The sequence below is a fragment of the Streptomyces sp. ID05-26A genome, assembly GCF_033794685.1.
Taxonomy (GTDB): domain Bacteria; phylum Actinomycetota; class Actinomycetes; order Mycobacteriales; family Pseudonocardiaceae; genus Lentzea.
Genome location: NZ_JARAYZ010000001.1, coordinates 2,762,981 through 2,786,179, shown reverse-complemented (window position 1 = coordinate 2,786,179; position 23,199 = coordinate 2,762,981). Strand labels below are relative to the sequence as shown.

The window sequence follows — 23,199 nt, the reverse complement described above, 5'->3', positions numbered from 1 at the left end:
CTGCCCAGAGGGGGGCCTCGTCCGTTCCCGAACTGACTGCCGCTCCCACCACGAAGCGACGAGACTTAGGTTAGCCTAACTTCGCTTTCTTGGGAAGCCCTCCTGATCAGACCCCTCGCGACCAGCTCGACCACGGTGGCGACGGCGGCGGCTTCGACGGCGAGCAACGCCAGGAGCACCACGATCTGGAGGGCACCGGCCTGCCAGACGGGCGCACCACCGAGCAGCATCCCGACGAAGGCACCCGGAAGGGTGACGAGCCCAACCGTCCTGGTCTGGTCGAGGGCAGGGATCAACGCCTCGGCGGCCGGCTGCCGGATGATCAGGCAGACCGAGTCCCGCTCCCCGAAGCCCAGCGCACGAGCAGCCTCGTACTCGCCGTGACGGTCCCGGAAGGTGTCGAGCGCCCGCCGGGCCGACAGCGTGGTGGCGGTCATCGCACCGCCGATCAGGATGCCGCCGACCGGGATGAGCGCGATGCCTTCGACGGGCAGCAACCCGAGTGCGAGCAGCAACCCCAGCGCGGGGACCGCGCCCACGAGGATCGCCGCCGCCACCCAGACACCCTGACGCCCGGTCTTCGTGCGACGGGCCGACGTCGCGGTCGCCACCACCGCCATGACGGCCAGGAACGCCCACGTGAACCCGAGGTGGGTCAGGACGAACGTGATCACCGCGCTCACTGCCGCGAGCTGCAGTACGGCGCGAGTGGCGGCGGTGAGGAACGGCTTCGGGCTCGCGAGGCCGGTGAGGCGGACGACGAGGCCGGCGGCGGCCACGAAGACGAGGCAGACGATCAGCAGCCGGACCCAGTCGGTGGTCAGGACCATGGCCGCGATCACACCTGATCGTGCAGTTGCCGGCAATTCAGAATAAGTTCAGAATTGTCGGGTGAGTATCACAAGTGAAGTGCAGTGGAGCGAGCTCGCTCGCGACCCCAAGAGCGTCGCCGCCATCGCCGACCAGCACGAGGTGCGCGTCAAGCGTCGCGACGGAGCCGACCTGATGCTCGTCCGCGCCGACCACCACGCCTATCGGCACAGCGGGGCCGTCACTGCGGCGCGAGCCATGCGTTCGCTGTTCCGGCACGCGGGGCCTGATGTGGTGGCGGACGCGTTGCTGGACGAGTTCCCGTGGATCTCGGTGCTGCCGAAGTCCGATCGCGCGGAGTTCGCGCAGGAGTTCGTGCAGGCTATCGCGGTGTCCGCAGAGCTCGGGCAGTGGTCTGTTCTGGCGCAGGTCGTGCACGAGTGGGCCAACACGGCGATCGTGCACGCGGACCCGGAGCTGCGCCGAGCACTCAGCGAACCGATCACCATCAGGGACGGCCGAGTCGTCCCCAACCCGATGGACGAGTGAGCGTCGCCTGCAAAACGCGACGATCGCGCTGCCCCACCCCACCACCCAGACGGTTACGTGCTGCGGTTCGCCACGACCGAAGCAGCCAAAGACAGGACCGTGTGGGTCACCCGCGCCGGCACTGGCCATCCGAAACTGACGGACTAGGCGTCTTCGAGGCCCTGCTGAGCCCCTCGTGACCCTCGCCTCGCCGCCCGGCGTTGCCAGTAGAAGAGCCCATACCCGATGATCCCGAGCAGACTGCCGGACAGAGTCGTCCAAATCAGGGTGCTGTTCGAGCGGTCGACGACCAGCACGACCAGAAATCCCAGGAACCACAGCGCGGTCCCACCCAGCACCACCGGCACGGGGTCTGCCAACCTGTGCGGCAACGACGGCGGGTGCGGCGGGGCGGAGTCGCGTTCGGACATAGCGTCAGGAGACCAGATGCTGGACGGGTTCTTCAAGATTTCCGAGCGCGGGTCGACCGTGTCCCGCGAGGTGCGCGGCGGTGTCGTGACGTTCTTCACGATGGCGTACATCGTCGTGTTGAACCCGCTGATCATCGGCAGCTTCGCGCCGACCGGTCCCGGGGCGCATCCCGACGTGCTCGGCAACATCCTGCCGGTCGGGCAGGTCGCGGCGGTGACGGCGCTGGTCGCGGGTGTGATGACCATCCTGTTCGGACTGATCGCGAACTACCCGTTCGCGCTGGCCACGGGCTTGGGCATCAACTCGTTCGTCGCCGTGAGCGTCGCCGCCAAGGTCACCTGGCCCGAGGCGATGGGGCTCATCCTCGTCAACGGCCTGGTCGTCCTCCTCCTGGTCGTCACGGGTGTGCGGACCGCGGTGTTCAACGCCGTGCCGAACGAGCTGAAGGCCGCCATCGCGGTCGGCATCGGCCTGTTCATCTGCTTCATCGGTCTCGTGGACGCCGGGTTCGTCCGCAGGCTCCCGGACGCCGCCAACACCACCGTGCCGGTCGGCCTGGGCATCAACGGTTCGATCGCTAGCTGGCCGACGCTGGTGTTCGTCGTCGGTCTCGTTCTCACGGGTGTGCTGTTCGCGCGCAGGATCAAGGGCGCGATCCTCATCGGCATCGTCGCGACGGCGATCTTCGCGATCGTCCTCGAGGCGATCGTCAAGGCCGGTCCGTCCGCTGGCGTCAACGCCAAGGGCTGGAACCTCGGCTACCCCGCACTGCCCGACCAGGTCTTCGGCGTGCCCGACCTGAGCCTGCTCGGCGAGGTCTCGTTCGGCGCCTGGACCCGCATCCCCGCCCTGGCCGCCGCGCTGATCGTCTTCACCCTCGTGCTCACCGACTTCTTCGACACCGTCGGCACCATGACGGGTCTCGGCAAGGAGGGCGGCCTGATCGACAAGGACGGCCAGCTGCCGAACGTCAGCAAGGCCCTGTTCGTCGACGGCCTCGGCGCCGTGGCCGGCGGTGCCGCGTCCAGCTCGTCGAACACCGTCTACATCGAGTCGGCGTCCGGCATCGCGGAGGGCGCCCGCACCGGCCTCGCGAACGTCGTGACCGGCGTCCTGTTCCTCCTGGCGATGTTCTTCACCCCGCTCTACGAGGTGGTCCCGATCGAGGCCGCCGCACCGGCACTGGTGATCGTCGGCGCGTTGATGATGATGCAGGTCCGCGAGATCGACTTCAGCGACTTCACCATCGCCCTCCCCGCGTTCCTGACGATCGTCGTCATGCCGTTCACCTACTCGATCGCGAACGGCATCGGCGCGGGCTTCGTCAGCTACGTGTTGCTCAAGGCGATGACCGGAAAAGCGAAGAACATCCACCCGCTGATGTGGATCGTGGCGGCCGCTTTTGTCGTCTACTTCTCGTTGGGACCGATCCAGAGCCTGCTGAGCTGACCTTTCGGCAGGAAACTATTTCGTGAGGTATGCTAACTACGTGGCGACCGATCAGCACGGACTGGCGAGCAGGCTGAGGCTTGCCGTCGTTCGCCTCAACCGCCGCCTGCGAGCACAGCGCACCAACTCCGCGGTGTCGCTCACCCAGGTGTCAGCCCTCTCCACACTGCACAAGTGCGGCCCGCTGACCCCGGGCGAGCTGGCGTCGAAGGAAGGCGTGCAGCCGCCGTCGATGACGCGCGTGATAGCCGCCCTGGAGGAGTTCGGCTTCGCGACGAGGAGCCCGCACCCCACCGACGGCCGTCAAGCCATCGTCGAGCTGACGAGCGAAGGCTCGTCGTACCTGCAGGACGAGATCACAGCCCGCGAGGCGTGGCTGGACAAGCGGCTGGCCGAGCTGGACCCGGAGGAACGGGAACTGCTGACACGCGCCGCCGACATCATCGACAGGATGGCGGGTCAGTAAGAACGTGACGGGTTACGCGGGTGGTGGAGCAGCAAGTCCGCCACCTCGTCGTACCGGAATGTTCGGTTCGTTAGGCATATACAACTATCGCCTCTACGCCTCCGGCCAGATCATCTCGCTGGTGGGCGTCTGGATGCAGCGCGTGGCCCAGGACTGGCTGGTCCTGGAACTCTCGAACGGCTCCCCCATAGCCCTCGGCTTCGCCGCATCCCTGCAGTTCCTCCCGGTCCTGCTGCTCTCCATGTGGGGCGGCGTCCTCGCCGACCGCATGGACAAGCGCAAACTCCTGCTCTGGCTCGAATCAGCACTGGGCATCTGCGCCCTGGCGCTGGGCATCCTCGACGTGACAGGCGTGGTGGAGCTCTGGCACGTCTACCTCCTGTGCCTGTTGCTGGGTGCCTTCTCCGCGGTGGAAACCCCGGTACGCCAGTCGTTCGTGGTCGAGATGGTGGGCCGCGACCAGCTCACCAACGCCGTGGCGATCAACTCGATGATGTTCAACCTGGCCAGGATCATCGGCCCGGCCATCGCAGGCGTGACGATCGTGGCGATAGGCACGGGCTGGGTCTTCCTCGCCAACGCCATCAGCTTCGTGGGCGTCGTCGGTGGCATCTGGCTGATGCGAACGACCCAACTGCTCCGCTCCGACCCCCTGCCGCGAGAAAAGGGTCAACTCCTCTCGGGCCTCCGTTACGTGAGAAGCCGCCCGGACCTCATGACGGTCATGCTGCTGGTCTTCTTCATCGCCACGTTCGGCATGAACTTCTACATGACCCTGGCGATCATGGCCCGCAACGTCTTCGGCGGAGACGCAGACGCCTACGGCCTCTTGTCCACCCTCATAGCCGTGGGCACTCTCGCAGGCGCAACCCTTGCAGCCAAACGAAAAACCCCCAAGATGACCGTCTTCATCGGCTCAGGGGTCGTCTTCGGCATCCTGGAAATCATCTCGGGCCTGATGCCCACCATGCTCCTGACGGGCTTGATGATGATCCCGGTGGGCGTAGCGATGATGACCTTCAACACCACCGCGAACGCCACCATCCAGCTAGCGGTGGAACCAGAGATGCGCGGCCGCGTGATGGGCATCTACATGCTGGTCTTCCTGGGCGGCAACCCGGTGGGCGGCCCGCTGATGGGGTGGCTGGGCGAGATCAACGGCAGAGCCCCGATCATCATCGGCGGAGCGGTCTCCACGCTGGTGACGATCACAGCGTGGATCATCCTCGTGAGGCGCGGCGACATCGGAAAGCCACGGCTGAGGCGTCGGCAGCGGGTAGGGGTGTAGGACCCCGCGCAAAGGTCAGCCCAGCAACGTCGCGGCAGACGGATCGGTGATCAGAGCAGCGAACGTGTGCCGATCCCCCCACCGGTCGGAAACCCACGCCAACGCCCGGGACAACCCCTCAGGCGTGTCCTCGGCATGAGGCACCCCATCGGCCATCCACCAGGAAACCCGCTGCTCCTCGACCATCAAGGACTCGTGCACGACGACAACGCCGTCAGGCAAGGAGACCTCGAGCAACTCGCAAGCCATCCGAACAGCCGCGAGCTCACCCCAGGAGACCACCTCGCCGACATGATCCGGAGACCCGTCGAACTCCTCGGAGGCCAAAGCCAGGTCCAACAGGTCAGCAAGCTCCTCGGACCCGTCGGCGAGCAACACCCGGGAAGCCGGCGCGACCCCCAACAACCACGGGTGATCCAGAACCACGACGTCATCGGCGTCGACCACGGCCCCGGACAACACCCGAACCCGCTCAGGCGGAGCGAAGTCTCCCTCGGGCAAACCCGCGTAGGCCCGCAACACCACAGCATCCGCGACGACACGATCAGCATCGCCGAGCCGAGACAGGACGAACTCGGCGTCGTCGTCATCCACGATCTCCAACGACGACCGCACCCCGGCCGCGAGCAGAACGTGCTCAGCCAACTCGAGATCCGGCACGGCGTCGAACAGCCCGTCCAGCAACGAGGCACCGGCCAGCCGGTAGGACCGCGGCGCGGCACCGGCCAGTGACGCGTAGCGAGCGATCCACCAGCCCGTGTACCCGTCAGGCTCGGTCACCGCGCGCCACGTCACCGGGTCGGAAGCCAGCAGCCGCAACGCGGCGGGCCAGTCCTCGACCAGGTCGAGATCCCGGACGGCCACGACACGACGGGGCTCGTCCTCGACCGACGACCACCAGGCCGCCTCGTCGGCAAGATCGTGATCCGGCCCGGAGGGCTCGTCGTCGACGACCACCGAGAACCCGTCGACCACCCCGACCGCGACCAGCGCGGCACGCGGGTACGAGTCTGCGATCTCCTTGGCCAGCAACGGAAACGCATCAGCCTCGACCACGCCGACCAAGGCGGAATCCGGCAGCAGCAACTCATCGGCCCGATGCCACGAACCGTCGGAGTCCTGCAGCGCCAGCGCACCCAGCCACGGCTCCTCGCCGGCCCGCAGCCCGGCCCGATCCACCAGTCGCAACACGGTCTCGACCAGGTCCAGCCCGTCGAGCCCGGCCTCGGCGTCGTCCAGCGACCGAGCCACGTTCTCGCGCAACGACGGATCGGCGAGCAACTCGGCAGCGCCGGCCTCGACAGCACCCAGCCGAACCAGCAACGGATGCACAGCGTCCGGGTGCACGACCCGCAACCCGGGCAACGGCTCGTCGGCGATCAGCGTCGTACGAGGCCCGGTGACGACTCGACCGTCCGCCAACGGCACGGGCAACGAGCCCAAAGCCTCACGAACGTCGGGATCCACCTCGGCCAAAGGCGCAAACGCGGCGTAGACGTCCCGCCACCACCCCGGATCACCGGAAACCCCGGCAAGAGCAGCGACCACTTCGGCAGTGGAAACCCGCGGAACCTCCAACGCGGCCAAAGCAGCAGCGTGCATCGGAGCAGACAACTCGGCATCCAGCAGCCCAGGCAGAGCATCCTCGACGAGCTCGACGAGTTCCTCGGAACCCACGTCCAGGACACGGGCCCGAGAGGGTTCGATCCACTCCCCGGAAGCCAGTGGCAACCAGGCGGCAGCACGCAACGACCGCAGCACGGCCGTCCGCAGACGATCGTCCACTTCGGACAACGGGAAGCCGGGCAGCGGCACCAGCGCGGTCCGCTCGACAGCGGGCACCCGAGCGACGAGCGCCGGATAGGTGGCAGCGGCCGCGTCGAGAACAGACCAGGCAGCGGGCCCGGGCAGAATCCGGCGACGAGAAGGCTCGACCGGCAGGGTGGCGATCAGCCGCGCGGGCAGCGACAGCCGCTCGTCGGTGGGGGTGGGCGCGTGCAGCACGTCCTCCCCCAGCGGAGCGTCCAGCGGGTACGCCCACGCGACAGTCCACTGAGGACGATGCTCGACCCCTTGGACCAACTCGGCGGGAAGCTCCCCCACGGTCCGCTCGACCAGCCAGCGCGAAGACCCGACGGTGACGACACCATCGGCGGCGACGAACCGCTCCCACGACTGCTCACCGATCTCCACCCGCTGCAACCCGGGCAGCGCGAGCAGGAGATCCGGAACCTCGGCCGCGAGATCGTCCAACGACAGATCGACCTTCAGCGGCAGCCGCACCTCGGTCGTGAACCCGTCCGGCACGGACTCGACCACAGGCCAGACCAACCGCAGAACCGGTACATCGCCGCCACGCTCGGAGGCGAGCTCCGGCACCTCGGCCCGAGTCCGGGCAGCGGAGAACTCGACGCCCCCGGAAGCGGAAACCACCCGAGGCGCGTCGGACACGGCCAGCACGGCCGCGAACCCGACCCCGAACTGCCCGACCCCGGACTCCTTGGAGGAAGCCCTCAACGAGGCCAGCGCGGCAACACCGGCGGCAGTCAGCGGGGCACCCGTGTTCGCCGCCCGCAGCTCGCCGTCGACGAGAGTGATCCGCAACACACCGGGCTCAGAACCGGCGGCGTCGGCCGCGTTCTGGGCCAACTCCACCAGCAACCGGTCCCGGTACCCACCGAGCCGGAGGTCCTCCTCGGCGTTCGCGTCTTCACGGAAACGGGTGGGCGAACCACGCCATGCGGCGAGGACCGAGGTGCGGAGGGCCTCGGTGCCGAACGGGTCGGTCACTCCGAGACGTCCAGGACGTCCAGCTGCGCGTCGTCGTAGACCAGGTCGGCCACCGGCACCATCGGGCTGATGTCGACCTCGGCCTGGGAGTGCGCGCCGCAGCCGTACTCGACGTGCACGACGTGGCCGTCCGCCGGGGCGATCTCGTTCGCGCAGACGCCGAACGCGGCGCCGAACGCGCCGGCCACACGGGTGTAGAAGCCGCAGGTGCCGCAGTGTGCGGGGGCGCTGCGGGCCATGTCGGAGCGCGGGCCGAAGTCCGAGGTCGCCCAGCGGTCGGCAGCCTCCAGGCGGCCCTCGCGGGACAGGACGCGCTGACGGCCGAGACCGACCTCCAGCGCCACCTCCTCGACCGCGGGGTCGTCGGACTGCACGTACGCCTCGATCAGGCGCGGGTCGTTCTCGCGGGGCGGCATGAGGTCGCCGACACCCAGGTCACCGGCGCGGACCCGGTCGCTCCACGGCACCCACTCGGGGGCGACCAGGGCGTCCTGGCCGGGCAGCAGCACGACCTCGCTGATCGAGATCGGGGAACCCTCGCCCGCGTAGGCGACGGTCACCGCCCAGGACCAGCCGCGGTAGCCGGCGTGCTCGGCTTCGAAGAGGTGCGTGACGGAGTACTCGTCCTCGCCGTGCACCCCGACATGAGCGCCGACGCTGTCCACTCCCGCCTCTTCCTGCGCGGCGGCGCGGGCGAGATCTACGGCGTCGAGGAGCATCTCAGTCGCGGTCACGACATGAATTGTGCCGCAGGACTTCGCCGGGACGAAAACTCGTGCCACCCTCCGTTGGGTGCGCTCACCCGTCTGGCTGGTCCTCGTCGCGGTTCTGGCCGCCTGCTCGACTCAGCCTGAAACAAAACCGCAGGTAGAAGTCCTGCAGAAGATTCCGCACGACGCAACGGCGTTCACCCAGGGGTTGGAACTGGTCGACGGCGTCCTGTACGAGGGCACCGGCCTCGAGGGTCAGTCGACGATGCGCGCGCTCGATCCGTCGACCGGGAACGTCCAGAAGAAGGTCGACCTCCCGCCGGACTTCTTCGGCGAGGGCATCACCGTCGTCGGCGACACCATCTGGCAGATCACGTGGCAGAACGGCGTGGCGATCGAACGCGACCGCAAGACGCTGAACGAGCTCCGTCGCGTCCAGTACCAGGGCGAGGGCTGGGGCATCTGCGACGACGGTCAGCGCCTGGTCATGAGCGACGGCACCGCGAAGCTGACCTTCCGCGACCCGAAGACGTTCGCCGAGACCGGGAGCGTGCAGGTCAGCAAGGACGGCAAGCCGCTGACCCAGCTCAACGAACTGGAGTGCGTCGGCGGCAAGGTCTGGTCGAACGTGTGGAAGACCGACGAGATCGTGCGCATCGAACCGTCGACCGGCCAGGTGACGAACACCTACGACCTGAGCTCGCTCAAGCCGAGCGGTGACGTCGACGTCCTCAACGGCATCGCGCACGTCCCCGGCACCAACGAGTTCCTGGTCACAGGCAAGAACTGGCCGACCATCTTCCGAGTGAGGTTCAACGGCATGGGGCAGGATTGACGGTGTGACGGGCGACCGCGGGTGGAGTGACGAAGAGACTCCGAAGCGCTACCCGTGGCAGGACGACGAGTACCGGCCGCGGGAGCGTCGCGGGCCTGCGTCCGAACACGGTTTCCAGCCTCCGCCCAGAGATTCGTCACGGGGTCCGCAGAACACCCGTCCGCTGCCCAACCAGGACCAGCAGACGACGCCGACGCCCAAGCCGCCGCGCAAGCTCACGGTCACGCGCGTCGCGTGGTTCCGGAGCAAGCAGCTCTCGCAGCAGGCGGTCGCGGCGTTCCGGCGCGCGGCCCGTGCCGACGGTGCCGGCAAGTCCGGCATGACGTCGGTCACCTACTCGGTGATGATGAACTACGCCGCCGACGCCGCGATGGCCGTCGCGCTGGCGAACACCCTGTTCTTCTCCGCTGCGTCCGCGGAGTCCAAGTCCAAGGTCGCGCTCTACCTGCTGATCACGGTCGCGCCGTTCGCGTTGATCGCGCCGGTGATCGGCCCGCTGCTCGACAAGATCCAGCGCGGCAGGCGGCTCGCCCTGGCGGCGTCGTGCGTGCTGCGGATCGGGCTGTCGGTCGTGATGGCGCTGAACTTCGACAACTGGCTGCTGTACCCGGCGGCGCTGGGCAGCATGGTGCTGTCCAAGTCGTTCACCGTGCTCAAGTCCGCGATCACGCCACGCGTGCTGCCGCCGGAGATCACGCTGTCCAAGACCAACGCCCGCATGACCATCTTCGGTCTCGCGGCGGGCGGGGTGTTCGGCGCGTTCGCGGCGGGCTTCGCGAACCTGTTCGGCTCTCCGGGCGCGCTGTGGTTCACCGCCGTGCTGTGCGGCGTGAACGCGTGGCTGTGCATGCGGATCCCGTCGTGGGTCGAGGTGACCGACGGCGAGGTCCCCGCGACGCTGACGTCCAAGCCGGCGAAGCAACGCATCTCGCGGCACGTCGCGGTCTCGCTGTGGGGCAACGGGTCCATCCGCGTGCTGACGGGCTTCCTCACGCTGTTCGCGGCGTTCGTGATCCGCGAGCAGACCGAGGGCGACGCGGTGCAGCAGTTGCTGCTGCTCGGTGTGATCGCCGGCGCGGCGGGTGTGGGCAGCTTCCTCGGCAACGCGATCGGCGCGCGCCAGCACTTCGGCAAGCCGGACGAGGTGGTCCTCGCCTGCGTCGGCACGGCACTGGCGGCCACGATCGTCGCCGCCGCGCTGCCGGGCCTGGTCACGGCGGCCATCGTCGGCCTGCTCGGTGCCACGGCGTCCTCGCTGGCCAAGATCAGCCTCGACGCGGTGATCCAGGACGACCTGCCGGAGGAGTCGCGCGCGTCGGCGTTCGGCCGGTCCGAGACGATCCTGCAGCTCGCGTGGGTCTTCGGCGGCGCGCTCGGCGTGCTGCTGCCCGCGACGTTCTGGATCGGCTTCACGGTGCTCGCCGTGCTGCTCGCGCTCGGCCTCGCGCAGACGTGGATGTACCGCAACGGCACCTCGTTGCACAGGCTGGTCCGCAGGCCGGCCGCGGTGACCCCGTAGGCTGCCTGACGTGCGTCGACTTGCTTCGGTAATGGCTGCCAGTGTTCTCGTGCTGTCCGGCTGCTCCCTGCAGCAGCACGACCCGGAGGTCACGTTCTACGCGAACGGCAAGACCATCCGCCTCGAGCCGACGATCTACTGCGACGTCGAGGGCTCCAACTGCGCCGAGAAGAACGCGCCGGGCACGTTGAAGGTGCCCGCGGGCAAGGTCGTGCAGATCTCGGTGGACGGGCAGCTCGCGGACGGCCTCTGGGAAGTCGTGTGCGTGTACGAGAACGCCGCTCGGGTGCAGGAGGGCTGCACCTCGCCGTTGCTCGGCAAGGGCGACGACTTCACGTACACCCTGGCCGTGCCGAACGACTCCGACCAGCTGCTGCGCATCGAGGTGCACGAGGCGGCTGGCGCGGTGCTGGAGACCGGCCAGCCGCTCATGCGCGGTTCGTGGGTCGTCGACATCACCCGCTAACGTCGGCCGAAGGCCTCCCACCACTCCGTCGGGGCGATGCGGAGTGCCGAGTCCATCAGGGCCTTGCCGGTGTCGGTCACGACCGAGGACTGCATGGTCTGGATGAAGCGTTCCATCTTGGAGACGCCCGCGGCCTGGTACTCCCTGGCCTGCAACAACAGCTCCAGCTTGTCCGCGTCACGCGAGCAGCGCGCCTCGGGCGTGTGGTCGATGTCCTTGGCCGCCTCGTGCTCGGCCACCAGCGCCTCGATGTGCGCGGCGAGCGGTGTGGGCAGGTGCTGGACCTGGTCGCGTGCCACGGCTTCCGGCGGCACCTTCACGTCGAGGTAGAGCTTGCCGACGTACGGGATGTCGCCGATGCGGGCCTCCGGCACGTCGTGGAAGAGGCCCAGGGTCGCTGCCCGGTCGGGGTTCGCGCCCTCCTGCACGGCGAGCGCGAACGCCAGAACGCCCACCCGGAACGAGTGCGCGGCCACCGACTCGGGGTGCTGCACCCCGGCGAAGAGCCACCCCGCTCTGGGCAGGCGTTTGAGCTGGCCCACCTCGTAGACGAACTCGACGATCCTGTCAGCGTCAGACATGACGCCGATCCTTACGGATCGAGGTCCCGCGCCACCACGCGGACGGCCTCGGCGACGAGCTTCATGGTCTTCTTGTCGGACGGGTAGCGACCGCGGCGCAGGTCGGGCTGGACCTTGTTCTCGAGGAGCCGGATCACTTCCTCGATCAGCCCGTGCAGCTCCTCCGCGGGCCGGCGGCGCGCCTCGGCGACGGACGGCGCCGGGTCGACCAGGCGCACGGACAACGCCTGCGGACCGCGACGGCCCTCGGCCATGCCGAACTCGATGCGCTGGCCGGCCTTGAGGCCGTCGACGCCGGGGGGCAACGCCGCCTTGCGGACGTAGACGTCCTCGCCACCGTCCTGCGTGACGAATCCGAAGCCCTTCTCCGTGTCGTACCACTTGACCTTGCCGGTCGGCACCGCGCTCACCATTCCCTTGTCTGCACGACGAACGCGCCCCGGGCGTACCCAGGACGCGTCCCACCAGAGTAGCCAGAAGACCTTGGGGAAGGCACCTCCGTTAGCGCGACTACCCTGCTCTCATGACCGCTCCGAAGTTGATGCCGCTGGCCATCGGCCTGTTCGCCGTGGGCGTACTGGCGATCATCTTGGTCTTCGCGCTGTTCCTCACCGGCCACAGCGACCTGCCCGTGGCGCTGAACGTCGCGGCCACCTACCTGCCGGCGATCGGGCTGGGGCTCGGGATCATCGCGGTGGTCAGGAAGTCACGCCGGAAGAAGTCCTGAGCCACTCCGGGAACTCGCGCAGGTCCTCCAGGACGACGGCGGCGCCCGCCTCGGTCAGCTCCGCCCGCGAGCACGGCCCCGTGACGACGCCGACGCCCAGCGCTCCGGCGGCCGCGGCACCGCGCATGTCCCCGACGTGGTCACCCACGTAGACCGCGGCTCCGTGCAGCTTGAGCGACTCGGCCTTGCCCGTGGCCCACAGCTCGCCGTACAGGTGGTCGACCTCCCAGCCCATGGCTTCGAGGTGCAGCGCGGCGTTCTTGCGGTACTTGCCCGTCACGACCATGGTCCGCCCGCCCAGTTCGCGCACGCACTGCAGGGCCATCGCCGCTCCGGGCAGCGCGACGGTCGACGGGATCACGACCTCCGGGTACAGCGCGCGGAAGAGCGAGACGAGGTCCGGGACCTCCTCCTCGGGCACGCCCATCTCGCGGTAGATCATGTCGAGGGGCGGGCCGAGGTTCGACGCGAACTTCTCGCCGTCGAGGGCGTACCCGCTGCGGGCACCCACCTCGTTCATCACGGCGGCCATTCCCGGTCGCGGGTCGATGAGGGTCATGTCCAGGTCGAAACCCACGGTGAACGGCACAGAACCCGACTCTACGTCTTTACAAAAGCTGTAACTGTGTAAAGGTGAGGTGGTGAGCGACATCACCGAGCTCTTACTGGATGCGGCCGCCGACCTCCTGGCAGCCCGGGGCTTCCACGGGCTGCGCATGATCGAGGTCGCCAGCAGCGCCGGGGTGAGCAGACAGACCGTCTACAACGAGTTCGGCAACAAGGAGGGACTCGTCCAGGCCGTCGCGGTCCACAAGACGGAGGAGTACCTGACCGGGATCGCCGCCCGGCTCCAGGACGACCCCGACCCGTGGGAGGCGATGCGGTCGGCGTTCCGCTTCACCTTTGAGCAGACCGAGAAGGACCGGCTCGTCTCGGCCGTGCTGACCGGCCAGAACGCCGAGGACCTGTTGCCGTTCATCACGATCCGCGGCCATCCGATCCTGTTCCACGCCACCGAGGTCGTGGAACAGCACCTCAGCAAGCACTTCCCCGGCCGGCACGTGCGGCTCACGGCGGAGACGACCGTGCGGCTGGCACTGAGCCACCTGCTGATGCCGAGCGGGGACCTGGACAGCGCGATGGACGCCGTCGTCAGGGTCGCCAGAGTGACGATGGACGCATGACCGGCTAGAGCCCGGCCCCTTGTTGCAATAATCCTGCAACAAGGGGAGGTGTCCGGTGGTCGCTGTCTCGACGCGCCTGCGCGCGGGTGCGGCGTTGCTCGGTCCGGCGTTCGTCGCCGCGATCGCGTACGTCGATCCGGGGAACGTGGCCACCAACACCGCGGCGGGCGCGAAGTACGGCTACCTGCTCGTGTGGGTTCTCGTCGTCGCGAACGTCATGGCGGGGCTCGTGCAGTACCTGTCGGCGAAGCTCGGCCTGGTCACCGGGAAGTCGTTGCCCGAGGCGGTGCGGGACCACCTGCCCCGCCCGGTGCGGCTCGCGTACTGGGGCCAGGCCGAGGTCGTCGCGATGGCGACCGACCTGGCCGAGGTGCTCGGCGGGGCGATCGCGCTGCACCTGCTCTTCGACCTCCCGCTGCTGCTCGGTGGCGTGATCACCGGTGTGGTGTCGACCCTTCTGCTGCTGGTGCAGGACAAGCGCGGGCAGAAGCCGTTCGAGCGCGTGATCACCACGATGCTGGTCGTGATCGCGGTCGGGTTCATGGCGGGACTCTTCGTGTCCCCGCCTTCGGTCGGCGGTGCGGTCTCCGGGCTGGTGCCGCGGTTCGACGGCGCGGACAGCGTGCTGCTCGCGGCGGGCATGCTCGGCGCGACCGTGATGCCGCACGCCGTCTACCTGCACTCGGCGCTGGCCCGCGACCGGCACGGCCGCAACCCCTCCGTGCTCGGCGCGACGAAGGTCGACGTCGTGATCGCGATGGTGCTGGCGGGCGCGGTCAACATGGCGATGCTGCTGCTCGCGGCCTCCGCGTTGCAGGGCCGCGAGGGCGTCGACACGCTGGAGGGCGCGCACGCTGCCGTCGGCACCACTCTCGGTGGCGGGATCGCGCTGCTGTTCGCACTCGGTCTGCTGGCGTCCGGCTTCGCGTCCACCGCCGTCGGGTGTTACGCCGGCGCGGTGGTGATGGACGGGCTGCTGCGGGTGCGGATTCCGTTGCTGGCAAGGCGTTTGATCACGCTGGTGCCGGCGCTGGCGATCCTGGCGTTCGGGGTCGACGCGACGTTCGCGCTGGTGCTCTCGCAGGTCGTGCTGTCGTTCGGCATCCCGTTCGCGCTGGTGCCGCTGGTCTGGCTGACCGCGCGCCGGTCCGTGATGGGCTCGTACACGAACCGGCGCGTCGTCACGATCTCCGCGTGGGTGGTGGCCTTCGCGGTCGTCGTGCTGAACGTGGCGCTGATCTACTTGACCGCCGTCGCATAGGAAACTCCCTGCTGGCGCAGGGCCTCCTCCAGCGTCCGCATGACCTCGAGGGTGTTCTCCCAGGTGATCCGCGGGTGCTGCGTGAGCCCGGCCGCGACGCTCTCCTCGACCGCGCGGATCTGGTGCTGGTAGCCCTCGTCCTCGATCGCGTGCTCGACGCCGTTGATCACCACGGCGGTCGGGTTGAACATCGGGTCGACGATCTCGATGCGTCCCTCGGTGCCGACGATCTCCGCGCGGGCCCCGGTGTTCGCGACGAGCGAGCAGCTCAGCAACGCGTGGGCACCGTTGTCGTAGGCCAGGAAGATGCCGGCGTCGGCGTCCACTTCGGACGGAGCGAGGCTGCCGTGCGCGTGGACGTGCGCCGGTACGCCCAGGATCTGGTGGGCGAGGGCGACCGGGTACACGCCGAGGTCGAGCGTCGCGCCACCGCCGGCGCCCTTCGCCCACAGCCGGTCGTTGTCGTCGAAGGCGTGCCGGAAACCGAAGTCGGCGCGGATCATCCGGACCTCGCCGATCTCACCGTCCCTGATCGCCTGCTCGACCTTCTGGATCAACGGGTTGAACCGCGTCCACATGGCTTCCATGAGGAAGAGGTTCTTCGACCGTGCCCGTTCGATCATCTCCTCGGCGTCGGACACCGTGAGCGCGAAGGCCTTCTCGCACAGCACGTGCTTGCCCGCGTCGAGGGCGGCGAGCACGACCTCGTGGTGCTGGCCGTGCGGCGTGGCGACGTAGACGACGTCGACGTCGGGGTCGGCGAGCAGGTCGTGGTAGCTGCCGTACGCGCGCTCGATGCCGAAGTGTTCGGCGAACTTCCGGGCTTTCGCGATGTCCCGCGAGGACACCGCGAGCACCGTGACACCCGCCTTCACCATGTCGGCCGTCACGGCATGCGCGATTCCGCCCGTTGCGATCACACCCCACGTCATGGCTTGAGCTTAGATGGAGGCATGCGCCTCATCCTGAACGTGATCTGGCTGGTGCTCGCCGGTTTCTGGATGGCCGTCGGCTACGCCGTGGCCGGCATCATCTGCTGCATCCTGATCATCACGATCCCGTGGGGCATCGCGTCGTTCCGGATCGCGAACTACGCGCTCTGGCCGTTCGGGCGCGAGGTCGTCGACAAGCCGGGCGCGGGCACCGGGTCGCTGCTGGGCAACGTCATCTGGATCATCGTGGCCGGTCTCTGGCTGGCCATCGGCCACATCGTCACCGGCATCGCCCTGTGCGTCACGATCATCGGCATCCCGCTCGGGATCGCGAACTTCAAGCTGGTGAAGGTCTCGCTCGTGCCGCTGGGCAAGGAGATCATCGACGTCCCGTGAGGATCTCCCGCTCCCTGTCGGGTACGGGGAGCGGGAGACCACTCGGTAGCACGACTCTCAGGCTTCGCTGTCCAAGAGTTCGTGCAGGCAGAGGATGTTGCCCTCGGTGTCGGTGAACCACGCCGCGCGCTCGGTGCCCATCTCCGCGATGTGGTTCACGGTCTTGAAGTCGGGCAGGTCGTAGTCCTCGAAGCGGACGCCCCTGTCCTCGAGCTCCCTGATCTCGCCTTCCAGGTCTGGCACCTCGAAGCTGATGGCCGTCTGCCCCGACTGCGCACCCTTCTCCGCAGGCCTCAGTCCCAGCGCGTCGCCCTGGCCGAGAGCGAAGATCCGGGTGCCGTCCGGCATCGTGGCGACGGGCTTGAGGCCGAGCATGTCGGCGTAGAAGTGGCCGGCTCGCTCCGGATCTTCGACGGGCAGCATCGTGGTGGTTCTGGTGGCGGTGAGCATCAGCGCCTCCTTTCGGCGTAACGCCCTCGATGTTGCGCCCGTCACACCTGATGCACAAGAGGCCTTTCACTCCTTCGTGACCAGCGGCAACAGTTGATTCGCGGGACGATTTCGCTCCGTGAACAGACTGCTTCCCGCTGTGCTCGCCGGGGCCTTCGCGCTGTCCGGCTGCTCGACTCTCCTGCCCGGTTCCGCCCCGAAGCCGACGCAGAGCCCCGCACCCGCCCAGCCCGCCGCGCAGACCTCCGAGGATCAGGAAGCGGTCGAGTGGCCCGAGCCGTGCGAGCTGTACAACGCGGCGGAGGAGCTCACGGCGTACGAGTTCAAGCTCGCCAGGGACCTCCTGTACTCCTGCGACTGGAGCCAGGACCTCGGCTACGGCAAGACCAACGTCCTGAGCGTCAGCGTCTGGCAGGGGCTGAGCCTGGACAGGGTGCCCGCGTCCGCCAGCCTGGCCAGGAGCTCCGAGATCACCGTCGGCACCCACAGCGGCAAGCTGTCCGAGGGCAACGAGGCCTCCGCCCTGTGCGACCTCGCGCTGGTGGCGGGTGACGGGCACGTCAGCGTCAGTGTTCGCGCGCAGGACGTCCAGGAGTCCTGCGACATCGCGAAGCAGGTGGCGGAGAAGATCGAGCCCGACCTCTCCTAGAGCCGTCCTAGGCGTGCGTCGTGCTGTCGTCGAGACCGAGCAGTTCCACCGACCGGGCCCGCATCTCCACCTTGCGGATCTTGCCGGTGACCGTCATCGGGAACTCGTCCACCACGTGCACGTACCGCGGGATCTTGTAGTGGGCGAGCTTGCCGGCGCAGAACTCGCGGACGGCCTCGGTGGTCAGTCCCGCGACCCCGTCGCGCAGGCGCACCCACGCCATCAGCTCCTCGCCGTACCGCGCGTCGGGCACGCCGATCACCTGAGCGTCGAGCACGTCGGGGTGGCTGTAGAGGAACTCCTCGATCTCGCGCGGGTAGATGTTCTCGCCACCGCGGATGACCATGTCCTTGATGCGGCCGGTGATGTTGACGTAGTCGTCGTCATCCATCACCGCGAGGTCGCCGGTGTGCATCCAGCCCGCGCTGTCGACGGCCTCGGCGGTCTTCTCCGGCTCGTTCCAGTAGCCGAGCATCACGGAGTAGCCGCGCGTGCACAGCTCCCCCGGCTCGCCGCGCGGCACCGTGCGTCCGGTCTCCGGGTCGACGATCTTCACCTCGAGGTGCGGGCCGACCCGGCCGACCGTCCCGACGCGACGGTCGAGGGAGTCGTCGGCGCGGGTCTGTGTCGACACCGGGGAGGTCTCGGTCATGCCGTAGCAGATCGAGACCTCCCGCATGCCCATGCGGTCGACGACCTGCTTCATCACCTCGACCGGGCACGGCGAGCCCGCCATGATGCCGGTGCGCAGGCTGCTCAGGTCGTAGCCGTCGATCAGGTCGAGCATCGCGATGAACATCGTCGGCACGCCGTACAGCGACGTGCACTTCTCTTCCTGAACGGCCGCAAGGGTTTTCGCCGGGTCGAACGCGGGTGCCGGGATCACGACGCACGCGCCGTGGCTGGTGGCGGCGAGGTTGCCCATGACCATGCCGAAGCAGTGGTAGAACGGCGGCACCACGCAGATGCGGTCGTGCTCGGTGTAGTTGATCAGCTCACCGACGAAGTAGCCGTTGTTGAGGATGTTGTGGTGCGAGAGCGTCGCACCCTTGGGAAAGCCTGTGGTGCCGGACGTGTACTGGATGTTGATGGGATCGTCCCGGTCCAGTTCGACGTCCGGCAGCTCGTCTCCGGTCCACTGTGGATCGTCGGTGAAGACGACGTGCTTCAACTCAGGACAGCGCGGCCGCACCTCGTCGATCATGGCCGCGTAGTCCGACGTCTTGAACGACCGCGCGGACACCAGCGTGTGGATGCCGGCCTGGTTCAGCACGTACTCCAGCTCGTGCACGCGGTACGCCGGGTTGACGTTGACCAGGATCGCGCCGATCCGGGCCGTCGCGTACTGCACGAAGACCCACTCGGCGCAGTTCGGTGCCCAGATCCCGACCCGGTCACCCTTGCGCACGCCGAGCGCGTGCAGCCCGGCGGCGGCTCGGTCGACCTCCAGCGAGAGCTCCTCGTACGTCCACCGTCGATCTGTGGCTTTGTCGACAAGTGCCTCACGGTCACCGAAGCGCGCGACCGTCGCCGCGAGGTTCGCGTGGATCGTGTCGCCCAGCAGCGGGGCGGCGGACGTGCCCGAGGAGTAGCTGGAGGTCATCCCCCAGACGGTAGTCAGGCCTCGCGGTATGGCAAGGGCACGACCAGGCACGGACCACCGCTGTAGAGGCCCGCGTCGATCGCCAGCACCTTGTCGCCGGCGTAGACGAGGGGTCCGTCGATCTGGTCCGGCGGCACCCCGAGCTGGTCGGCGATGACGCTGTGCCCGTGCACGATCTTGCTGCCCCCGAGGGTCGCGAGCAGCTCGTCGGCGATCTCGGGCCCCTGCGGACCCCGGAACGCGTACCGGGTCGTCATCTTGCGCCAGCACTCCCACCAGTCGACGAGGTCGTCGCCCTTGAGCACCTGCCGGACGGACTCGTTGACTTCTTCGATCGAGGCCCCCCATTCGAGGTAGGCCACCGTGTCGGAGTGCATCAGCAGGTGGTCGTCGCGCAGCTTCAGCACCGGCCTCGACGTCAACCACTCGACGTGCTCGTCGGTCAGCCGGTCCTGGTCGCTGCGCAGCCCGCCGTTGAGCAGCCAGCTCCGCGCGAACGACCGCGGCCCCAGGCTGTCGGGCACCTGCTCGTCCCCGAACCGGTACATGCCGAGCAGCAGCACCTCGTGGTTGCCGATCAGCGAGTTGACCGAGCCACCGGCCTCCGTCGCCTCCTCACCGAGGCGCATGACCAGGTCGATCACGCCCACGCCGTCGGGCCCGCGGTCCACGAAGTCGCCGAGGAACCACAGCTCGGCCTCGCCACCGATCCAGTGCCCTTCCTCGTCGCACAGTTCGGCGACGTGCAGGGCTCTGATCAGTTCCGAGAGGTGCCCGTGCACGTCACCCACGACGTACATCGGGCGTCGATCCGTGTCCACCTCCGCGACGATAGGTGATGAACCCTCGCGCGTCAGTGGTCAGTCCAGATCAGCGTTCCCTCCAGGCGTGCGGGAAGATCGTGGACGCGGCCCTCGGGGTCTTGCGCGGGTCGGGCTCGAGCAACTCCTGCGCGTCGGAGAGCGACATGCCGACCCGCACCACGCGGTGAATGACGAACACACACCTGCGGGGCCGCGAAACGCGACCCCGCAGGTCGATCCACTGGCCGCGATCGGTGACCCAGAACGGGTGCCGGGCAGTCGCCTCGACGACGCCCGCGTTCGGGCCGTCGACACCGACGTGCGGCCGACCGGGCCCGCGAAGGTGTGGCTGGAACGACTCCCGGACACCCATCAAGACGCGTGCGACCTCATTGCCGCGCTCGGGCGCTGAACCCCTGTCCAACGCCCGCAAGTCAAACGAACGACCCCGGTTCCGGTGGGGAACCGGGGCCGAACTGCTTCTGCGGTCGACGGCAGATGCTGCCCCATTGGGGTCGTGAGCAGAAAGAGGCAGGCAGGCTAACTGAGGGTTCCCGGCAACGGCCCGTTGTCGAAACGGCCTTCATTGAGCACCTTTTGGAAATACTCGTCGAAGTAGGTTTGCCGATAGGTTTTGTTCAGCAGGCCAACTGCCTCTGCTTCGGCTTTGCCGATGAGACGTTTCGGTTCACCGACAACCCCTGCGGCTCCGTAGTCTCCGAACCGCTCACCGAAGGCGGTAACCGCGTCCCAGTAGAGTTCCGGCGGTTCGGGGAACAGGTCGAGCAGCACCTCGTTGTGGCCGACCACGCGCCAGGTCCCGTTCTTGATCAATCCGTCGCCGGTGTAGACCGGGATGTGCCGGGCCAGATGCTGGTCGACACGACCGACTCGTGGCACCGAGAACACGCCTTTCAAGAGCCCGAGAGCCAGGCCGGTCTGGTCGTCCGACAGCACTACGGCCAGGTGGTACCCGTGCTCTGCTGCCGGAATCGCCACCACGTCTCCCCGCTTGGCCTTGGCGAACCGTTTCGACACCTTCGCTGTCAGGTCCACCACGTTCTCGCTGCTGATGTCGGAAAACGAGAATTTGGCTGCTCGCAGGACTTGGAGAAGGTGGCCCGCCGCATCAGCCGGTGAAGCGGGTTGGTCGCTGTCCGAGTTGGCGTGCTCGATCAGGAAGGCCAGCAGTTCGGTCGCCTCGTTGAAGGTGTTGTCATTCAGTCCGGAAACGCGTTCGGATGGGTTCGCCTTGTAGAGACGATTCCCGGCGATCTTGGCCTTGAATGCCAAAGGGAACGAGAACGTGCTGTTGGTCGGCTCTGAAGAACCTGCGATCTCAAGGAACTCGCCCAGGCTCGGGCTTCCCCCTTCCTCGTCGAAAAATGCATCGACAACCCTGCTGAACAGCTTCAATGCCTCTTCGAGTTCCACTTCAGACAACGCTTGAGGACTCATGGGCACCCCCTTGCCTGCGATCTGCTTCAGCCGCTTTTCGCAGCCCTCGTACCGTCGAAGTCTCACACGGCGGACCAAGTCGCACCCATGCGTCCATCAGCGGTGCGCTCAAATCGCTTGACCGCATCGGCGCGGCCCGACTGGTCCCCGCAGAGAAGGCGGGTGACGTCATCCGCTGCGAACTCGCACCGAAAGCCCACGACACAGTCCGCGAGTCCCTCCGGCAACCGGCGGAGAAGCCCCACCTCGTGTCGCCCTTGCCTCCCCGCAGGGCCTACCAACAGGTCCTGCGGGCGATGTACGAAAGTCCGGAAGAGTCGTTCACCGTCAAGTCCTTGCCGGACAAGGTCCGGAGCGAACGCACGAGCCTGCGGACCCCGCTGACCGAACTGTTCGAGGCTGGCTACCTACTGCGCGACGTCGGACCCGGACACGGGCGTCCCGAGTTCGTCTACCGCCTGAACCCGGACGCCAAGGACCACGCGGACGCGCTGATGTGCGCGCCCACGCGCAGAACCTAGACGGCGGCCCAGTCGCCGAACGGGTCCGCAGAGTGACCGACGAGTTCCGCGATCGACTTCAGCACGCGCGTCGGGCGGTACGGGTACATCTCGGCGGTCTCGGCGCTGAAGACACCTGACAGCACGAGGATGGTCGACAGGCCCGCCTCCAGGCCCGAGCGCACGTCGGTGTCCATGCGGTCGCCGATCATCAGCGCCTGCTCGGAGTGCGAGCCGAGGGCACGCAGGGCCGAACGCATCATCAGCGGGTTCGGCTTGCCGACGTAGTAGGGCTCACGGCCGGTGGCGCGCTCGATCAACGCCGCCACAGCGCCGGTCGCGGGCAGCGAGCCCTCACGCGACGGGCCGGTGGCGTCGGGGTTGGTCGCGATGAACTTCGCGCCCTCCTCGACCAGGCGGATGGCCTTGGTGATCGCGGTGAAGCTGTAGGTGCGGGTCTCGCCGAGCACGACGTAGTCCGGGTCGCGGTCGGTCAGGACGTAGCCGATCTCGTGCAGCGCCGTGGTGAGGCCGGCCTCACCGATGACGAAGGCCGAGCCGTTCGGGCGCTGCGAGTCGAGGAACCTGGCCGTGGCCAGCGCGGACGTCCAGATGGACTTCTCCGGGATGTCGAGGCCGGTGCGCTGCAGACGCGCGCGCAGGTCCCGTGGCGTGTAGATGGAGTTGTTCGTGAGCACGAGGAACGGGGTCTCCGACGCCCGCAGCTCCGCGACGAACTCGTCTGCTCCCGGGATGAGGTGCTCCTCGTGCACGAGGACGCCGTCCATGTCCATCAAGTAGTGCCACATGGGCCTAAGTATCGATCACGCGCTTGCGAAACGTCTCGATCTGGAGCCGGAGATAACGCTCGATCACCTGGAGTTCGTCGGCGTCGAAGTGCTCGAGCACCTCGACGAGGCTGTCGCGGGCCTTCTCGAACGGCGCGCCGAACTTGTCGACGTCCCCCACCGTGACCTCGACGAGGACCTTGCGGCGGTCGTGCGGGTCACGGACACGACGGACATATCCGGCACGTTCGAGGCGGTCGATCACGCCCGTGACGGCACCGGTGGAGAGGCCGGAGAGTTCGGCGATCCGGCCGGCGGTGAGCGGGCCCTCTGCCCGCATGGCGAGATCGAGGCACTTCTCGTCGGTCGCGGACAGGCCCATCTGCTCGGCGACCCGCGCGTGGAACATGACGGTGAGCGCGCTCTGCTCGCGCATGTAGAGCGTGAACCTCTCCAGCACCTCTGGTTCCATGTCGAACATCTTAGCCGCTAAGACAATTCCTTGTCAGAGTGCTCCAAACGGGCGGAACGTGAGAAACCTCGTTTGTGGAGTCACCTACAACGGGTTGTTCAT

At 67.9% G+C, this 23,199-nt stretch carries 28 protein-coding genes; 13 read left to right on the top strand and 15 right to left on the bottom strand.

Going from position 1 to position 23,199, the window contains the following annotated elements; all coding sequences use genetic code 11:
• Positions 1–65: 65 nt before the first annotated feature.
• Positions 66–830 (bottom strand): ABC transporter permease, encoded by a 765-nt coding sequence (locus PV646_RS13835; RefSeq protein ID WP_500341808.1) that lies wholly within the window; start codon positions 828–830, stop codon positions 66–68.
• 61 nt (positions 831–891) lie between these two features.
• Between PV646_RS13835 and PV646_RS13830 the strand changes: the two genes are divergently transcribed.
• A complete protein-coding gene (locus PV646_RS13830) occupies positions 892–1,359 on the top strand; it encodes a DUF6247 family protein (protein ID WP_500341807.1) in 468 nt (155 codons plus the stop codon).
• A gap of 143 nt (positions 1,360–1,502) precedes the next feature.
• Here PV646_RS13830 and PV646_RS13825 read toward each other — a convergent pair whose 3' ends face one another.
• Positions 1,503–1,769, bottom strand: coding sequence for a DUF2530 domain-containing protein (locus PV646_RS13825; protein WP_500341806.1), 267 nt, complete (start codon positions 1,767–1,769; stop codon positions 1,503–1,505).
• 16 nt (positions 1,770–1,785) lie between these two features.
• Between PV646_RS13825 and PV646_RS13820 the strand changes: the two genes are divergently transcribed.
• Genes PV646_RS13820 through PV646_RS13810 form a run of 3 tightly spaced genes read left to right on the top strand, consistent with a single transcriptional unit; the run spans position 1,786 to position 4,973 of the window.
• Positions 1,786–3,219 carry an NCS2 family permease gene (locus PV646_RS13820; RefSeq protein ID WP_500341805.1) on the top strand — a complete coding sequence of 478 codons (1,434 nt, stop codon included), beginning with the start codon at positions 1,786–1,788 and terminating at the stop codon, positions 3,217–3,219.
• Between the two features lie 40 nt (positions 3,220–3,259).
• Positions 3,260–3,685: a MarR family winged helix-turn-helix transcriptional regulator gene (locus tag PV646_RS13815; protein ID WP_500341804.1), complete on the top strand. Its 426-nt coding sequence runs from the start codon at positions 3,260–3,262 to the stop codon at positions 3,683–3,685.
• A gap of 58 nt (positions 3,686–3,743) precedes the next feature.
• On the top strand, positions 3,744–4,973 hold the full coding sequence (locus PV646_RS13810; RefSeq protein WP_500341803.1) for an MFS transporter: 1,230 nt from the start codon (positions 3,744–3,746) through the stop codon (positions 4,971–4,973).
• A 15-nt stretch (positions 4,974–4,988) separates the two neighbouring features.
• Here PV646_RS13810 and PV646_RS13805 read toward each other — a convergent pair whose 3' ends face one another.
• Together PV646_RS13805 and PV646_RS13800 are read right to left on the bottom strand one after the other, a co-directional pair.
• Positions 4,989–7,763, bottom strand: coding sequence for a sacsin N-terminal ATP-binding-like domain-containing protein (locus PV646_RS13805; protein WP_500341802.1), 2,775 nt, complete (start codon positions 7,761–7,763; stop codon positions 4,989–4,991).
• A complete protein-coding gene (locus PV646_RS13800) occupies positions 7,760–8,497 on the bottom strand; it encodes a DUF3027 domain-containing protein (protein ID WP_500341801.1) in 738 nt (245 codons plus the stop codon). Before PV646_RS13800 ends, PV646_RS13805 begins: the two co-directional genes overlap by 4 nt.
• 58 nt (positions 8,498–8,555) lie before the next feature.
• On the opposite strand from PV646_RS13800, the gene PV646_RS13795 reads away from it, so the two are divergent.
• Genes PV646_RS13795 through PV646_RS13785 form a run of 3 tightly spaced genes read left to right on the top strand, consistent with a single transcriptional unit; the run spans position 8,556 to position 11,293 of the window.
• Positions 8,556–9,308 carry a glutaminyl-peptide cyclotransferase gene (locus tag PV646_RS13795; RefSeq protein WP_500341800.1) on the top strand — a complete coding sequence of 251 codons (753 nt, stop codon included), beginning with the start codon at positions 8,556–8,558 and terminating at the stop codon, positions 9,306–9,308.
• 4 nt (positions 9,309–9,312) lie between these two features.
• The gene (locus PV646_RS13790) at positions 9,313–10,827 is read left to right on the top strand and encodes an MFS transporter (RefSeq protein ID WP_500341799.1); all 1,515 of its coding nucleotides are present in this window, start codon (positions 9,313–9,315) and stop codon (positions 10,825–10,827) included.
• Between the two features lie 31 nt (positions 10,828–10,858).
• Positions 10,859–11,293: a DUF2771 family protein gene (locus tag PV646_RS13785; protein WP_500341798.1), complete on the top strand. Its 435-nt coding sequence runs from the start codon at positions 10,859–10,861 to the stop codon at positions 11,291–11,293.
• On the opposite strand, the gene PV646_RS13780 is transcribed toward PV646_RS13785, so the two are convergent.
• On the bottom strand, positions 11,290–11,874 hold the full coding sequence (locus tag PV646_RS13780) for an HD domain-containing protein (protein WP_500341797.1): 585 nt from the start codon (positions 11,872–11,874) through the stop codon (positions 11,290–11,292). The genes PV646_RS13785 and PV646_RS13780 overlap by 4 nt on opposite strands.
• 11 nt (positions 11,875–11,885) lie before the next feature.
• A complete protein-coding gene (locus tag PV646_RS13775) occupies positions 11,886–12,275 on the bottom strand; it encodes a cold-shock protein (protein ID WP_191303833.1) in 390 nt (129 codons plus the stop codon).
• 122 nt (positions 12,276–12,397) lie between these two features.
• Here PV646_RS13775 and PV646_RS13770 point away from each other — a divergent pair, with 122 nt between their 5' ends.
• The gene (locus PV646_RS13770) at positions 12,398–12,601 is read left to right on the top strand and encodes a hypothetical protein (RefSeq protein WP_500341796.1); all 204 of its coding nucleotides are present in this window, start codon (positions 12,398–12,400) and stop codon (positions 12,599–12,601) included.
• Here the strand turns inward: PV646_RS13770 and PV646_RS13765 are convergent.
• Positions 12,573–13,190, bottom strand: coding sequence for an HAD family hydrolase (locus PV646_RS13765; RefSeq protein WP_500341795.1), 618 nt, complete (start codon positions 13,188–13,190; stop codon positions 12,573–12,575). The two genes, PV646_RS13770 and PV646_RS13765, sit on opposite strands and share 29 nt — an antisense overlap.
• A 52-nt stretch (positions 13,191–13,242) precedes the next feature.
• Here PV646_RS13765 and PV646_RS13760 point away from each other — a divergent pair, with 52 nt between their 5' ends.
• Both PV646_RS13760 and PV646_RS13755 read left to right on the top strand, forming a co-directional pair.
• Positions 13,243–13,785: a TetR/AcrR family transcriptional regulator gene (locus tag PV646_RS13760; RefSeq protein ID WP_500341794.1), complete on the top strand. Its 543-nt coding sequence runs from the start codon at positions 13,243–13,245 to the stop codon at positions 13,783–13,785.
• 55 nt (positions 13,786–13,840) lie between these two features.
• Entirely contained in the window at positions 13,841–15,046 is a 1,206-nt protein-coding gene (locus PV646_RS13755; RefSeq protein ID WP_500341793.1) for an Nramp family divalent metal transporter, read from the top strand.
• Here the strand turns inward: PV646_RS13755 and PV646_RS13750 are convergent.
• Positions 15,025–15,978: a Gfo/Idh/MocA family protein gene (locus PV646_RS13750; RefSeq protein WP_500341792.1), complete on the bottom strand. Its 954-nt coding sequence runs from the start codon at positions 15,976–15,978 to the stop codon at positions 15,025–15,027. The genes PV646_RS13755 and PV646_RS13750 overlap by 22 nt on opposite strands.
• A 21-nt stretch (positions 15,979–15,999) precedes the next feature.
• Between PV646_RS13750 and PV646_RS13745 the strand changes: the two genes are divergently transcribed.
• Positions 16,000–16,374 carry a YccF domain-containing protein gene (locus tag PV646_RS13745; RefSeq protein ID WP_500341791.1) on the top strand — a complete coding sequence of 125 codons (375 nt, stop codon included), beginning with the start codon at positions 16,000–16,002 and terminating at the stop codon, positions 16,372–16,374.
• Positions 16,375–16,431: 57 nt separating this feature from the next.
• On the opposite strand, the gene PV646_RS13740 is transcribed toward PV646_RS13745, so the two are convergent.
• Positions 16,432–16,824 (bottom strand): VOC family protein, encoded by a 393-nt coding sequence (locus tag PV646_RS13740; RefSeq protein WP_500341790.1) that lies wholly within the window; start codon positions 16,822–16,824, stop codon positions 16,432–16,434.
• Between the two features lie 118 nt (positions 16,825–16,942).
• Here PV646_RS13740 and PV646_RS13735 point away from each other — a divergent pair, with 118 nt between their 5' ends.
• Complete coding sequence (locus PV646_RS13735) at positions 16,943–17,473, top strand: DUF3558 family protein (RefSeq protein ID WP_500341789.1); 531 nt, start codon at positions 16,943–16,945, stop codon at positions 17,471–17,473.
• A gap of 7 nt (positions 17,474–17,480) precedes the next feature.
• Here the strand turns inward: PV646_RS13735 and PV646_RS13730 are convergent, their stop codons facing one another.
• The 4 genes from PV646_RS13730 to PV646_RS13715 all read right to left on the bottom strand — a co-directional run bounded on the left by PV646_RS13730 (position 17,481) and on the right by PV646_RS13715 (position 21,313).
• Positions 17,481–19,076 carry an AMP-binding protein gene (locus PV646_RS13730; protein WP_500341788.1) on the bottom strand — a complete coding sequence of 532 codons (1,596 nt, stop codon included), beginning with the start codon at positions 19,074–19,076 and terminating at the stop codon, positions 17,481–17,483.
• A gap of 14 nt (positions 19,077–19,090) precedes the next feature.
• Complete coding sequence (locus PV646_RS13725) at positions 19,091–19,897, bottom strand: metallophosphoesterase (protein ID WP_500341787.1); 807 nt, start codon at positions 19,895–19,897, stop codon at positions 19,091–19,093.
• Positions 19,898–19,946: 49 nt separating this feature from the next.
• Complete coding sequence (locus PV646_RS13720; RefSeq protein WP_500341786.1) at positions 19,947–20,252, bottom strand: hypothetical protein; 306 nt, start codon at positions 20,250–20,252, stop codon at positions 19,947–19,949.
• Positions 20,253–20,419: 167 nt separating this feature from the next.
• Positions 20,420–21,313 carry a hypothetical protein gene (locus tag PV646_RS13715; RefSeq protein ID WP_500341785.1) on the bottom strand — a complete coding sequence of 298 codons (894 nt, stop codon included), beginning with the start codon at positions 21,311–21,313 and terminating at the stop codon, positions 20,420–20,422.
• A gap of 320 nt (positions 21,314–21,633) precedes the next feature.
• On the opposite strand from PV646_RS13715, the gene PV646_RS13710 reads away from it, so the two are divergent.
• Positions 21,634–21,858 carry a hypothetical protein gene (locus PV646_RS13710; protein WP_500341784.1) on the top strand — a complete coding sequence of 75 codons (225 nt, stop codon included), beginning with the start codon at positions 21,634–21,636 and terminating at the stop codon, positions 21,856–21,858.
• Here the strand turns inward: PV646_RS13710 and PV646_RS13705 are convergent.
• Together PV646_RS13705 and PV646_RS13700 are read right to left on the bottom strand one after the other, a co-directional pair.
• Positions 21,855–22,646: an HAD-IIA family hydrolase gene (locus PV646_RS13705; protein ID WP_500341783.1), complete on the bottom strand. Its 792-nt coding sequence runs from the start codon at positions 22,644–22,646 to the stop codon at positions 21,855–21,857. The two genes, PV646_RS13710 and PV646_RS13705, sit on opposite strands and share 4 nt — an antisense overlap.
• A 4-nt stretch (positions 22,647–22,650) precedes the next feature.
• On the bottom strand, positions 22,651–23,097 hold the full coding sequence (locus PV646_RS13700; protein WP_500341782.1) for a MarR family winged helix-turn-helix transcriptional regulator: 447 nt from the start codon (positions 23,095–23,097) through the stop codon (positions 22,651–22,653).
• Positions 23,098–23,199 lie beyond the last annotated feature (102 nt).